This is a genomic window from Gilliamella sp. ESL0254, assembly GCF_013344985.1.
In the GTDB taxonomy this organism is placed as follows: Bacteria; Pseudomonadota; Gammaproteobacteria; order Enterobacterales; family Orbaceae; genus Gilliamella; species Gilliamella bombicola.
Window position 1 is genome coordinate 20,917 of record NZ_JAAEDU010000006.1, and the last position, 12,444, is coordinate 33,360.

A 12,444-nucleotide genomic window follows, 5' to 3' on the forward strand; every position below is an offset into this window, starting at 1 on the left:
GGGCAGACACAAAAAGGCTGAAAGATTTTATTTGTATTGTGTTAGAATAAATAAAATAACTGACTAACCTTTTTGCGTACTTTTTGAATTTTAGTTATTGAACTTAAAACCCATTAAATTTTAATAAACATTTAGTTATCATTTTGTTAAGCAAGTATTCCTAAACCATATCCAATTATACCTACAGCAAAAAGTATAAAAATTAGCATTATTGGACTTACTTTTTTCCTGAGTAGTTTCATCATTAAGAGTGTTAAGCCAAGCGGTAATAAGCCAGGGACAAGATCATTAAGTATACTTTGAACTGTCATTGTGATTTGGTTACCATTTATGTCAGCTGTTTGAGATACAACTAATGGAACGTTAATTGAAGTCCATTTTGTGACCAACACTCCCATGATAAATAATCCAAGAATTGATGCACCTTCTGTCAATTTTGGTAAAATATTGCCGGAAAGATCTTTAACAATACCTATTCCTTTCGATAAACCATAAGTCAATCCATACCATTTCATAGCAAGCCTAACTAAATTAAACAGAATAAAAAACAGCAATGGACCGGCTATATTTCCAGAAAGTGCTAATGAAGCACCGAGTGCTGCTGTGATTGGGCGAAGTGTTCCCCATACCAATGGATCACCGACACCGGCTAAAGGTCCCATCAATCCAATTTTTAAACTGTTAATCGTCCCATCTGTAATAGGTGCACCGTTAGCTCTTGCTTCTTCCATTGCCATTGTGACACCAAGTATAGGGCCACACATCGCAGGAGTAGTATTAAAAAAAGCGAGGTGTCGTTTTAAGGCTTCACGTTGTTCTTCTTTTGTTTTATAGACTCGTTTTATTGTTGGTATCATATCCACACAAAATGCCAAAGCGTGAATTCGTTCATAGTTAAAAGAAGCTTGTTGGAAATTAGATCGAATAAACGTACTAATAATATCTTTCTTTTGAATGGTATTTATCATTTCTTTCATAATAAAATCCTTGTTAATTAATCATCTAATTCATCATCGGCAATGATTGGTCTGCTATTTGTTGATCGATTTATTGAATCTTCATTGTTTTTAACCGTATTAAATTTAGAATTTAATTGAACATAAATAATGGCAAAGATGACCCCTAAAATACCAAATGACAGGAGGCTAAAGTTTAGGTATCCACCCAAAATAAAACCCAGATAGAAAAATGGTGCTAAGTATTTGACCATCATCATATTTAAAACCATGGCATAACCGACAATCACAATAAATCCACCAGCAACAGCAAGGCCGCCAGTAACAATATCGGGTAATAAATTTAATAATCTATTTACTGTGTTTGCATCAACATATATAGCAACTAATGTCGCCGGAATTGCCACTCTTAGCGCTTGAACAAAAAGTGCACTAAAATGTAATAATTCTATTTTTCTAAATTGGACTTTTTCAGCTGCACTATCTGCTTCATGTTGAAAGGCCACAGTGATGGTTCTAGCAAATACCGTAAGTACTTGGCCTGCTGCAGCAACTGGCAATGCGATAGCGATACCTGTTTGGATATCTTGTTTACCGACCACAACTAAAATAGTTGATATAACACTGGCTAATGCTGAATCGGGTGACTGCGCTGCTCCAATGTTCATCCAACCTAATGCGATAAGTTCCAATGTACCTCCAAGAATAATTCCAGTTTTGACGTCTCCTAAAATTAAACCAATTACAGTACAGGAAATTAATGGACGATGGGTTTGAAACTCATCCAGCACACTCCCCATACCAGCCACACAAGAAAAAATAAAAACTAATATGATTTGAAATAATGAAATCTCCATTATTGCCTCCTATTTTGTTATTAATAGTGATTATTAATATGGAAATTCTTGTTCAAGAAGTTTGATAAAATCGACAAAAGGATCGGTAATCACCACTTTTAAATAAAGATTTACTCCAATATCATGCATTTTTCTAAATGCCGATACGTCGTTTTCATCAACAGAAACAGCTTTAGTAATTTGTTTTTTACCAGCTTTGAATGACATACCTCCAATATTGACATTTTTAATAGGAACGCCTGCTTGAATTAAGCGCAACACATCGGTTGGATTGGTAAATAGATAAAATACGGTATCATGTTCATATTTTATGTTTTTATAAACAGCTACAGCTTTTTCAATGCTCACCACCGAAACTTTAGTGCCTGGAGGGGCTGCTTGTTTAACGAGTGTTGCACGGATCTCATCATTGGCAACTTCATCACTTACAACAATTATTCTTTCTGCTTTGGCTTCTTTGGTCCAAACAGTTGTCACTTGTCCGTGAATTAAACGATCATCAATGCGAACTAAATTTATAATCATTTATAGATCCTCCTCTATACATGCATTTTTAGATAATGATTTGAATGACTTGATAAAATCCAATTTGACGTTGTCCAGTTGTTCAAATGCGTTTTCAATATTGATTAAGGAGTAATCAGAATTTAATAACTCCAAACAAAGTGGTAAGGAGAGCCCACTGATAACTTCAATATTTCTTAGTTTCAGCGCTAATATTGCTGCCGCGTTATAAGGACTACCAGAAAAAATATCTGTGATAATAATGAATTGTTGGTTTTCTGATTGGTTAATAATTTTTAGATATTTATCTTGCAAACTATCAATACCTTCACCAGGTTCAAAGGTTATTGCATATAAATTGAGGTATTTTCCCGCTATCATTTCAATACTTTTTTTCATTTCAATAGCAATATTTCCATGCCCAGATAAAATAAAATTCATATTAAACCCTCACAAATTCTCTTAATGTTTCACAAATGTTAAATTGAATTTATTCTCACATTTGATCTAAGTAAATCACTAATGTGAAAAAATGTGATATAGATTTGATTTTTGTGCCAAATAAATAAAAATAATATTATTTGTTTTTGTAAAAAATGATATTTGTATGATTATTAATGTGATTTGTTTTTAAAGCTTGAAGGTGATGATTTTGATGTGTAATGGTGTGTGAAAAACTATTAAGACTTCATTGCATTATCTAAAATTTGCATAGTAAATGACTTTTTAAGATAAAATCCTCTAGGGCGAGTTAAAATAATTTGCCCATTTTCACCAATTGCTTCAGTAAGTGCTTGTCCATTGGCCGCTTTGGGTCTGAGTTGTAGATAGGTGCCATAATGAGCGGTAATTTTTTCAACCTGACCTAGCGCTATCATATCCATTAATTCTTCCCAGTCTTGCTTGAGTTGTCGCTCTTGTTCTTGAGTTGGTGTCCACAAAATAGGTTTTCCTACTTTTCGGTCAGCAAGAGGAATCGTTCTTTCGCCTTCTATTGGAATCCAAAGTACTTTTGTTAGTTTATATTTAACATGGCTAGTTTCCCAAATAACGCCATGATTAGCCATTAATGGTGTGACGCTGACAAAAGTCGTTTCTAACGGTTTACCTTGTTTATCAACGGGAATCGTTTTCAGTTCAATCCCTAAATTGGCAAAATCACGTTCAGCCTTACTACCAGCATTAGCACCTAAAAAAATTTCGATAAGATTACCTACCCAACCTTTTTGTTTGCTTAAATCCGTGGGGATAGGAATGTTTAAATATTGTGCTATTTCTCCAAAAGTATAACCCGCCACTAACTGCGCACGATGTAACAATTTTTGTTCACTATTAGGAAAAAATATAGGCATGAGAAAACGAATTAATTTGCTTGCTAAGAAAACACAGCCAATTATATTGACTGTGAATAGTAAAATAAAGCGTTATTGGCTTAACTTTTCAACCCAGCTAGCATAGCTATTAATGATAACAGTTAAAAACTCTTCACTTTTAGAGGTAATATTACCGCTTTCATCAAAAGTAGCATTTATATTGCCAATATAAGCTTCAGGTTGTTGTAATGTTGGCATATCTAAAAAGACTAAAGATTGTCGTAATTGATGATTAGCGCCAAACCCACCAATTGCACCTTGTGAAACGGAAACAACCGCTGCAGGTTTTTTTGACCAAACACTCTTACCATAAGGACGCGAACCAACATCTATAGCATTTTTGATCACTGCCGGTAAGCCCCGATTATATTCTGGTGTCACAAAAATAACACCCTGACAATCGGCTATTTCTTGACGAAAACGAGTATAAGAAGCTGGAGGGGCATTATTATCAATATCTTCATTATATAAAGGTAAATCCCCAATTTGGATAATTTGTAACGAAAGTGATGGTGGTGCTATTTTCTGAAAAACTTTTGCTACTTTTAAGTTATAAGAGTCTTTACGTAAACTCCCAACCAGTACAGCAATTTTTTTACTCATCTTAAATCTCCACATATTTTTAATAAGAGGCACTGAATATGCCTCTTATTTTATTCATTAATAATTATTTATTAATGTCCTGATGAGTCGACTTTTCGTCCGGCTTCAAATAAGAACCATGCACGTTGTTCCGTTTGATCTATCCACTCTTCAATTAAACTTGCTGTAGCCGTATCGTTGTACTTATCACAGATATCATGTGCTACACGCATACGTTCTGTTAGTCTTACATTATCTTGGCAAAGTTCGGCAAGCATATCTGATGGTTCAACAAAATCAGCATCATTATCAGAAATGCTTTGTAATTTAGCGATATGACCGATTGAACGTAGTGTTGTTCCGCCTAATTTACGTACACGTTCTGCAATTGGATCTGTCATGGCAAATAGTTCTTCACCATGATCATCTAACATTAAATGGTAATCACGGAAATGAGGACCACTAACATGCCAATGAAAGTTTTTAGTTTTTAAATATAAAGCAAAAACATCTGCTAAAACAGAATTCATTGCTCCAGAAATATCTTTTGACGCTTTTTGACCTAAGTCAGTAGGGAATAAAATTGCTGTTTGTTGTAATTTTTTTGCTGAGGTAATACTTTTAGCCATAATATATTCTCCTTAAATTGAATAATAAAACAACGCTTTTGTACCAAGTTACGCCAACTCACAATTAATGTCCAATAAAAATCAGCTATTTTTAGCTATTACTGTTATTTCAGCAATCTATCACTTTCATTTATTTGCTTTATTTTAAATTAATTGTTTTTTGTGTTAATTTTCTTTTAAATTGAAAGATATTTTTTCAAATTGTGATCCATTTAAAAGTTTTTGTGGTTTGGTGTTGATATTATCAACTCGAATTCAACTCAATAGGAGACAATATGATTGATGCTATTTCATTTGGTGCTGAATGGTTTATTGGTTTATTCCAAGAAGGCGGAAAAGTATTTGTTGGGATGGTAACGGGAATTTTACCATTGTTAATTTCATTGCTTGTTGTAATGAATGCAGTGATTAAATTTATTGGGCAAGAACGTATTGAGCGTTTAGCGCAAGCTTGTGCGGGTAATCCCATTTCTAGATATTTACTGTTACCGCTTATTGGTACTTTTGTTTTTTGTAATCCGATGACATTAAGTTTAGGTCGTTTTATGCCAGAGTTTTACAAACCAAGCTACTATGCAGCTTCATCTTATAGTTGCCATTCAATGAATGGATTATTTCCACACGTTAACCCTGGTGAGCTCTTTGTTTATTTGGGGATAGCGGCAGGTTTAACTACATTACATTTACCTTTAGGTCCTCTTGCTGTGAGCTATTTCCTTGTTGGTTTAGGCACTAACTTTTTTAGAGGTTGGATTACTGACTTTTGTACAGCCATTTTTGAAAGAAAAATGGGTATTAAATTAGAAAGAAAAGTTCATCTGTAAAATTATAAGGAATATAAAAATGGCTAAATTTATTCGTATTGAAAGAGGCGAAGCTGGTTGGGGTGGGCCTTTGGAACTTCCTGTCATTGCAGGGAAAAAAATTGTCTATATTGCAGCAGGAACTCGTCCAGCGATTGTTGATACATTAGCAGAATTAACCGGGTGGGAAGCTATTGATGGATTCAAAGAAGGTGAACCACCTAAAGAGGAAATCGGTGTAGCGGTTATTGATTGCGGTGGAACGTTACGTTGTGGTATCTATCCAAAGAACCGCGTACCAACTGTCAATATTCATGCAACAGGTAAATCAGGTCCTCTTGCCCAATATATTGTTGAAGATATTTATGTTTCAGCAGTAAAGACAAACAATATCAAATTGATAGAAAAAGAAGGTGATAGCGTAAGCGAAATGGCATCAGCAGCCAAAGAACCGCAAACAAATAATAAATCAGCTGAATTTAAGGAATATGACAGCAGTAAAAAAATTACTGAACAAAGCGACGGATTACTAGCAAGGATTGGTATTGGTATGGGATCTGGCGTTGCCGTTTTCTTCCAAGCTGGTCGTGATACTATTGATACGGTACTTAAAACAATACTTCCTTTTATGGCGTTTGTATCAGCATTAATTGGAATCATCATTGCATCGGGATTAGGTAATTTTATTGCCCATGGGCTTGTTCCTCTAGCAAACAACCCATTTGGACTTGTTATATTAGCCTTGATCTGTTCTTTCCCATTACTTTCTCCTTTCTTAGGTCCTGGCGCGGTTATTGCTCAAGTTATTGGTACTTTAGTTGGTGTACAAATTGGGCTTGGTAATATTCCTCCTCATTTAGCATTACCAGCATTGTTTGCTATTAATGCTCAAGCTGCATGTGACTTTATTCCTGTGGGGTTATCACTAGCTGAAGCTAAACAAGATACAGTGAGAGTAGGGGTTCCATCTGTGTTGGTTAGTCGTTTTTTAACTGGCGCACCAACGGTCTTAATTGCATGGGCTGTTTCATTATTTATATATCAATAAATTAAAAAATGGGATGGATAAATCCCATCTTAAGCGGACGGAAGGTTAATAATGGCAAATGTTATCTATCATTCAAAAATTAATCAAATTGGTGAATTTGCCCAAGAGGCATTAGCTGATGGAATGCTAATCCTGTTTAAGAATGGCGCACCAGCAGATTTAGCTGATTACTGTTTTGTTCACAGTCATGATGATTTGCAGCAAGACTTGCAAGTAGGTCAGGAAATTAAATTAGGTAAACATGTTTATGAAATTACTGCAGTCGGTGATGTAGGCAGTATCAATTTTCGAGAGTTGGGACATATCACATTAAGATTTGATGGTAATCATCAGGCTGAATTGCCTGGAACGGTACATGTAAAAGGTGATGTACCAGATCAACTTTCTGTGGGTGATGAAATTATAATTTTAAATGACTAAGGAACTTAAAAATGAAACAAGTAGCAGTCGTTGTAGGTGGTGGCCAAACTTTAGGCGAATTTTTATGTAAAGGCATAGCCGATGCAGGATACAAAGTTGTTGTTGCTGATTTAAATGTTACTAATGCAAATAAAGTGGCAGAAGAAATTAACAAAAAACATGGAGCAGGTACAGCAAAAGGTTTTGCTGTTGATGCAACAAATGAAGACAGTGTAATTAAACTTGCTCAAGATACTGATGATACATTCAAACGTGTTGACCTAATGGTCTACAGTGCGGGTATTGCAAGAGCTGCACCTATTACTAATTTTACATTAAGTGATTTTCAATTATCAGTTAATGTAAATCTTACTGGCTATTTTTTATGTGCGCGTGAGTTTGCTAAATTAATGGTAAAACACAAAACTCATGGACGAATTATCCAAATTAACTCCAAATCAGGCAAAGTAGGTAGTAAGCATAATTCTGGTTATAGTGCAGCTAAATTTGGTGGTGTTGGATTAACGCAATCACTGGCACTTGATCTCGCTGATTATGGTATTACGGTAAACTCATTAATGTTGGGGAATTTATTAAAATCACCAATGTTCCAATCATTAATACCTCAATATGCTAAAAAATTAGGTATTCCAGATGAGCAAGTTGAGCAAGTTTATATTGATAAAGTGCCGTTAAAACGTGGTTGTGATTATCAAGATGTCCTTAACGTATTACTATTTTATGCAAGCGATAAAGCATCTTATTGCACAGGACAATCAATCAACATTACAGGTGGACAAGTAATGTTTTAGTTAAAATAAAGTGCGAAAGTTAATTTACGACTTATCGCACTTTTTATTCTAACTTAAATAAAATGGAAAACCACAAATATGACAACCACGTTAATTACTATTGCCTTAATTGCTTGGTGTATCCAAATCGTTTTTAGTTGGTTTCAAATTCGCCGTTTTAATCAAGCTTTCTTAGCTATGAAAAAAGGCACTTATTTAGGCGTTGGTCGTAGCAAAGGTAAACGGTTTATGCCAAGGGTATTAATTGCAATTTCATTAGATGAAAATAAAGTCGTTATCGATTCAGTCATAATGAAGGGGATAACGGTATTTGCTTTACCTAAACCCATTTTACAATTACACGGATTATCAGTATCAAAAATCATTCCAGAAAAGATATTTCCGAATGATGCAGCATCACAAAGTGCATTAACTACTGCCTTAACGGCAAATAATTGAAAATTATCTTTTATTTTAAAAAGTAATTTCTTTCATTGTACAGTATAATATTTTGTAAAATAAAAATTTTTGTATACTAATAATGATGGAATTTTTTGTATGAAAGTAAGGCTACGACAAACAGCTATTTTAGAATACCTCCAAAACCATGGACAGGTTAGTGTTGATGAATTGGTTGAACATTTTAAAACAACAGGAACAACTATTCGAAAAGATTTAACCCAGCTTCACCAAAGTGGTTTGGTTTTACGTACTTATGGTGGTGCTATGTTAAATCGTGAAGTTGGTGATAGAGCCATCGATCATAAAACTTACATTAATACAGCATCGAAAAAAGCAATAGCAGAAGAAGCGGCTAACCTGATTCATGAGGGCGATTCAATTATTTTTGATTCTGGTAGTACCGTTGCACAAATGATACCTATGCTTGCTAAATTCGATAATCTGACTATTTTGACTAATAGCCTACATATAGTAAACGAGCTAGTTGCTTACAATAATAATTATACCATTATTCTATCTGGGGGGACCTTTCGTCGAAAATCAGCCTCTTTTCACAGTAATAGTGTATCGACAGCAGCCGCATTTGAACTTTATACATTTGATAAACTATTTATGGGCGCCGATGGAGTAGATTTAGTGGGTGGCATAACAACTTTTAATGAAAGTTATCACGGTAGTGTGGCGATGAGCAAAGCAGCAGCAAAATTAATATTATTAGCTGACTCAACTAAATTTGGACGACGTAGCCCAAATGTAGTTTGTGAGCTAAGTGCTGTCGATACAATTATCACTGATGATAATTTAGATGATAGATATTATGATGCACTAATGCAAAAAGGTATTAAAGTGATTAAAGTAAAAGTGATTGATAAATAATATAAAAATATCATTATCTAAATACGGTTAGAAAAAATAAATAAAATTGATTTAAAGCTTATTTTAGATGGATCAACCTATTGTAAAAAATAATGTTAATCCATCTACCTAGTTTGAATCGCTTAAAATAACAGTCTGGCTCGGATTGTCCCTGATACATTTTTCAGTTTCACTAACAATTCTTCAGCTTTGCTTTGTTCAACTCTATCAATATCAATTACAACATAACCAATTTTAGGATCGGTTTGTAAGTACTGGGCCGAAATATTCAAACCTTGTTCGGCAAATAAAGTATTAATGGCGGTTAATACACCGGGTTGATTATGGTGAATATTGATAAAACGGCTTGCGCCTTTAGCTGGAATTGGTAAAGAGGCTTCTGGAAAATTAACCGCTGAAAGCGTTGCGCCAGTGTCTGAGTATTTAGCTAGTTTTGTAGCAACTTCAATACCAATGTTTTCTTGTGCTTCGCTTGTTGAACCACCAATGTGTGGTGTAATAATCACGTTATCAAATTGGCACAATGGTGATTCAAACGGATCGTTATTACTAGCCGGTTCAGTTGGGAAAACATCAATGGCTGCACCGCTCAATTTATGAGTGTTTAGCGCTTTAGTTAATGCATCAATATCGATGACTCTACCGCGTGAAGCATTAATCAAAATTGAACCTGATTTCATAGCATCGATTTCGTTATCACTGATCATTTTTATGGTCGTTGCGTTTTCCGGCACATGCATGGTGACTATATCGCTTATAGCCAATAACTCTTTCATTGTTGAAATTTGTTTAGCATTACCTAAAGGCAGTTTTGTTTCGATATCATAAAAATAGACATTCATCCCTAGTGATTCAGCTAAAATGCTTAATTGGCTACCAATATGGCCATAGCCAATGATGCCTAAATTTTTACCACGTGCTTCGTGCGAACCGGTGGCAATTTTATTCCATTTGCCTTGGTGTGCTTTAGCATTTGCTTCAGGTACTCGGCGCAATAACAAAATTGCTTCAGCTAAAACAAGTTCAGCAACTGATCGAGTATTAGAAAATGGCGCATTAAATACTGGAATGCCTTTCACCGTTGCCGCATCAAGATCCACTTGATTGGTGCCAATACAAAAACAGCCAATGCCAGCGAGTTTTGGCGCTGCGTCGATGATATCTTTGGTTAACTGTGTTCTTGAGCGGATCCCAATAAAACGGACATCCTTTAAGGCTTGTTGTAGTTCTTCGGGCGATAATGCTCCTTTATGATATTCGATATTGGTAAAGCCTGCGGATTTTAATACATCTATTGCGCTAGGGTGGATGCCCTCAAGTAACAAAAATTTGTTTTCATCTTTGGTTAAAGTCTGAATAACCATTATTTCCTCTCTTAAATTTATTCTAACAAATGATCTTATCTGAGCTCTTTTACACCCGTGCTACACCCAACTAGTGCAATATCAGCGCCTTTATTCGCAAATAAGCCAACAGTGACCACACCTGCAATACTATTAATTTTATTTTCTAATTCCATTGGCTTTGCGATGATGAGATCATGAACATCCAAAATAACATTACCATTATCAGTGACTACACCTTGACGATATATTGGTTTTCCACCCAGTTTAAATAATTCGCGAGCAACATAAGAACGAGCCATAGGAATTACTTCAACTGGTAATGGAAATGAGCCTAATACATCAACCACTTTTGACTCATCAACAATACAAATAAATTGCTTAGCAATGGCTGAAACAATTTTTTCGCGGGTTAAAGCTGCGCCACCACCTTTAATCATTTGTAAATGATGATTGATTTCATCGGCACCATCGACATAAACATCTAAGCTATCGACTTGGTTACAATCTAATACCGGAATGCCATAGCTTTTTAATTTTTGAGTTGATGCTTCTGAACTTGAAACAGTCCCTTTGATCTGATCTTTAATTGTTGCTAATGCATCAATAAAATGGGATGCTGTTGAGCCAGTTCCCACACCGACATAAGAATCAGGTTTGATAAATTTTAATGCAGACCAACCTACAGCTTTTTTTAATTCGTCTTGAGTCATGATATCACCCTAATTTGAGGATAATTTTTGTTAAAAAAATAAAATTTTGAAAGCAAAATCATTGAAGATATGGCATAGTAACTAATTGGAAAGCAAAAATCATTAGGATTTTAAGAAAATATATTAATTTTTAATATATTTATAATTTATTGCGGTATTAAATTAGTTTAAATATTCAAGCAATGAGCAAATCATTATTAAAGAGATTATGAAGCGTCCAGATTATAGAGCATTACAAGCATTAGATGCAGTGATAAAAGAGCGAGGATTTGAACGAGCAGCAGATAAGTTGTGTATAACACAACCTGCGGTATCGCAACGTATTAAACAATTAGAAAGCTTTTTTGGTCAGCAATTATTGGTCAGAACCATTCCACCAAAAGCCACTAAACAAGGTGAACATCTTTTAGGGTTATTGCACCAAGTTGAGTTATTAGAACAACAATGGTTGGGGGATAATGAACAAAATACAACACCGTTATCATTATCTATTGCAATCAATGCCGATTCGTTAGCGACTTGGTTATTACCTGCATTAAAACCAGTTTTAGATAAAAATATCTTACGGTTTGATATACAAGTTAAAGACGAAGAGCATACGCTAGAGCTATTGCGTTTAGGCACCGTGGTTGCTGCAATTAGCATTCAAGCTAACCCTTTACCGGGTTGCCTATCTGATTTATTAGGTGCACTAGACTATATTTTTGTGGCCTCTCCTGATTTTGCTAAAAAGTACTTTCCAAATGGTGTAACTCGCTCCTCATTATTAAAAGCTCCAGCAGTTGCATTTGACCATCTAGATGACATGCATCAAGCGTTTTTGCAAGAAAACTTCAATCTCACGCCAGGCAGTGTAATTTGCCATATTACCAGTTCATCTGAAGCCTTTGTACAACTAGCTAAACAAGGTTCAGCGTGTTGTATGCTACCAAAATTACAGGTTGAACAAGAATTAAAAAGTGGTGAATTAATCAATTTAACGGAAGGGTTATATCAAAGACGAATGTTATATTGGCATCGTTTTGCTCCAGAAAGTAGTGTAATGAAAAATATCTCTGAAGCTTTGATCTGTTATGCTCAAAATACATTATCACAACCTCAGGTTTAG

General features: G+C 34.9%; 16 protein-coding genes. 7 read left to right on the forward strand and 9 right to left on the reverse strand.

Going from position 1 to position 12,444, the window contains the following annotated elements:
- Nucleotides 1–146: 146 nt before the first annotated feature.
- From GYX25_RS10480 to GYX25_RS10510, 7 genes are all read right to left on the reverse strand, one after another.
- On the reverse strand, nucleotides 147–968 hold the full coding sequence (locus tag GYX25_RS10480) for a mannose/fructose/sorbose PTS transporter subunit IID (protein WP_209435405.1): 822 nt from the start codon (nucleotides 966–968) through the stop codon (nucleotides 147–149).
- 26 nt (nucleotides 969–994) lie between these two features.
- The gene (locus tag GYX25_RS10485; protein ID WP_174787335.1) at nucleotides 995–1,813 is read right to left on the reverse strand and encodes a PTS mannose/fructose/sorbose transporter subunit IIC; all 819 of its coding nucleotides are present in this window, start codon (nucleotides 1,811–1,813) and stop codon (nucleotides 995–997) included.
- Nucleotides 1,814–1,846: 33 nt separating this feature from the next.
- A complete protein-coding gene (locus tag GYX25_RS10490; RefSeq protein WP_091350622.1) occupies nucleotides 1,847–2,338 on the reverse strand; it encodes a PTS system mannose/fructose/N-acetylgalactosamine-transporter subunit IIB in 492 nt (163 codons plus the stop codon).
- Nucleotides 2,339–2,758, reverse strand: coding sequence for a PTS sugar transporter subunit IIA (locus GYX25_RS10495; protein ID WP_091350623.1), 420 nt, complete (start codon nucleotides 2,756–2,758; stop codon nucleotides 2,339–2,341). It lies immediately after the preceding gene.
- Between the two features lie 239 nt (nucleotides 2,759–2,997).
- Entirely contained in the window at nucleotides 2,998–3,669 is a 672-nt protein-coding gene (gene mutH / locus GYX25_RS10500; protein ID WP_174787336.1) for a DNA mismatch repair endonuclease MutH, read from the reverse strand.
- A 72-nt stretch (nucleotides 3,670–3,741) separates the two neighbouring features.
- Nucleotides 3,742–4,293 carry an NADPH-dependent FMN reductase gene (locus GYX25_RS10505; protein ID WP_174787337.1) on the reverse strand — a complete coding sequence of 184 codons (552 nt, stop codon included), beginning with the start codon at nucleotides 4,291–4,293 and terminating at the stop codon, nucleotides 3,742–3,744.
- A 71-nt stretch (nucleotides 4,294–4,364) separates the two neighbouring features.
- On the reverse strand, nucleotides 4,365–4,901 hold the full coding sequence (locus GYX25_RS10510) for a Dps family protein (protein WP_091350626.1): 537 nt from the start codon (nucleotides 4,899–4,901) through the stop codon (nucleotides 4,365–4,367).
- Nucleotides 4,902–5,176: 275 nt separating this feature from the next.
- Between GYX25_RS10510 and srlA the strand changes: the two genes are divergently transcribed.
- The 6 genes from srlA to srlR all read left to right on the forward strand — a co-directional run bounded on the left by srlA (nucleotide 5,177) and on the right by srlR (nucleotide 9,280).
- A complete protein-coding gene (srlA, locus tag GYX25_RS10515; protein WP_091350628.1) occupies nucleotides 5,177–5,725 on the forward strand; it encodes a PTS glucitol/sorbitol transporter subunit IIC in 549 nt (182 codons plus the stop codon).
- A gap of 19 nt (nucleotides 5,726–5,744) precedes the next feature.
- On the forward strand, nucleotides 5,745–6,752 hold the full coding sequence (gene srlE / locus GYX25_RS10520) for a PTS glucitol/sorbitol transporter subunit IIB (protein WP_091350630.1): 1,008 nt from the start codon (nucleotides 5,745–5,747) through the stop codon (nucleotides 6,750–6,752).
- Between the two features lie 51 nt (nucleotides 6,753–6,803).
- Entirely contained in the window at nucleotides 6,804–7,172 is a 369-nt protein-coding gene (srlB, locus tag GYX25_RS10525) for a PTS glucitol/sorbitol transporter subunit IIA (RefSeq protein WP_174787338.1), read from the forward strand.
- Between the two features lie 11 nt (nucleotides 7,173–7,183).
- Nucleotides 7,184–7,963 carry a sorbitol-6-phosphate dehydrogenase gene (gene srlD / locus GYX25_RS10530; RefSeq protein WP_174787339.1) on the forward strand — a complete coding sequence of 260 codons (780 nt, stop codon included), beginning with the start codon at nucleotides 7,184–7,186 and terminating at the stop codon, nucleotides 7,961–7,963.
- A gap of 78 nt (nucleotides 7,964–8,041) precedes the next feature.
- Nucleotides 8,042–8,401 carry a transcriptional regulator GutM gene (locus tag GYX25_RS10535; RefSeq protein WP_091350637.1) on the forward strand — a complete coding sequence of 120 codons (360 nt, stop codon included), beginning with the start codon at nucleotides 8,042–8,044 and terminating at the stop codon, nucleotides 8,399–8,401.
- Between the two features lie 99 nt (nucleotides 8,402–8,500).
- The gene (gene srlR, locus GYX25_RS10540; RefSeq protein WP_091350639.1) at nucleotides 8,501–9,280 is read left to right on the forward strand and encodes a glucitol operon DNA-binding transcriptional repressor SrlR; all 780 of its coding nucleotides are present in this window, start codon (nucleotides 8,501–8,503) and stop codon (nucleotides 9,278–9,280) included.
- A gap of 122 nt (nucleotides 9,281–9,402) precedes the next feature.
- Here srlR and serA read toward each other — a convergent pair whose 3' ends face one another.
- Complete coding sequence (serA, locus tag GYX25_RS10545; RefSeq protein WP_091350640.1) at nucleotides 9,403–10,644, reverse strand: phosphoglycerate dehydrogenase; 1,242 nt, start codon at nucleotides 10,642–10,644, stop codon at nucleotides 9,403–9,405.
- A gap of 35 nt (nucleotides 10,645–10,679) precedes the next feature.
- Entirely contained in the window at nucleotides 10,680–11,336 is a 657-nt protein-coding gene (gene rpiA / locus GYX25_RS10550) for a ribose-5-phosphate isomerase RpiA (RefSeq protein ID WP_091350642.1), read from the reverse strand.
- Between the two features lie 208 nt (nucleotides 11,337–11,544).
- On the opposite strand from rpiA, the gene GYX25_RS10555 reads away from it, so the two are divergent.
- A complete protein-coding gene (locus GYX25_RS10555) occupies nucleotides 11,545–12,444 on the forward strand; it encodes a LysR family transcriptional regulator ArgP (RefSeq protein WP_091350644.1) in 900 nt (299 codons plus the stop codon).

Bases quoted from the DNA above. Each gene is read 5' to 3' on its own strand.
- GYX25_RS10480 (WP_209435405.1), bottom strand. From the start codon at position 968: ATGATAAATACCATTCAAAAGAAAGATATTATTAGTACGTTTATTCGA.
- GYX25_RS10485 (WP_174787335.1), bottom strand. From the start codon at position 1,813: ATGGAGATTTCATTATTTCAAATCATATTAGTTTTTATTTTTTCTTGT.
- GYX25_RS10490 (WP_091350622.1), bottom strand. From the start codon at position 2,338: ATGATTATAAATTTAGTTCGCATTGATGATCGTTTAATTCACGGACAA.
- GYX25_RS10495 (WP_091350623.1), bottom strand. From the start codon at position 2,758: ATGAATTTTATTTTATCTGGGCATGGAAATATTGCTATTGAAATGAAA.
- mutH (WP_174787336.1), bottom strand. From the start codon at position 3,669: ATGCCTATATTTTTTCCTAATAGTGAACAAAAATTGTTACATCGTGCG.
- GYX25_RS10505 (WP_174787337.1), bottom strand. From the start codon at position 4,293: ATGAGTAAAAAAATTGCTGTACTGGTTGGGAGTTTACGTAAAGACTCT.
- GYX25_RS10510 (WP_091350626.1), bottom strand. From the start codon at position 4,901: ATGGCTAAAAGTATTACCTCAGCAAAAAAATTACAACAAACAGCAATT.
- srlA (WP_091350628.1), top strand. From the start codon at position 5,177: ATGATTGATGCTATTTCATTTGGTGCTGAATGGTTTATTGGTTTATTC.
- srlE (WP_091350630.1), top strand. From the start codon at position 5,745: ATGGCTAAATTTATTCGTATTGAAAGAGGCGAAGCTGGTTGGGGTGGG.
- srlB (WP_174787338.1), top strand. From the start codon at position 6,804: ATGGCAAATGTTATCTATCATTCAAAAATTAATCAAATTGGTGAATTT.
- srlD (WP_174787339.1), top strand. From the start codon at position 7,184: ATGAAACAAGTAGCAGTCGTTGTAGGTGGTGGCCAAACTTTAGGCGAA.
- GYX25_RS10535 (WP_091350637.1), top strand. From the start codon at position 8,042: ATGACAACCACGTTAATTACTATTGCCTTAATTGCTTGGTGTATCCAA.
- srlR (WP_091350639.1), top strand. From the start codon at position 8,501: ATGAAAGTAAGGCTACGACAAACAGCTATTTTAGAATACCTCCAAAAC.
- serA (WP_091350640.1), bottom strand. From the start codon at position 10,644: ATGGTTATTCAGACTTTAACCAAAGATGAAAACAAATTTTTGTTACTT.
- rpiA (WP_091350642.1), bottom strand. From the start codon at position 11,336: ATGACTCAAGACGAATTAAAAAAAGCTGTAGGTTGGTCTGCATTAAAA.
- GYX25_RS10555 (WP_091350644.1), top strand. From the start codon at position 11,545: ATGAAGCGTCCAGATTATAGAGCATTACAAGCATTAGATGCAGTGATA.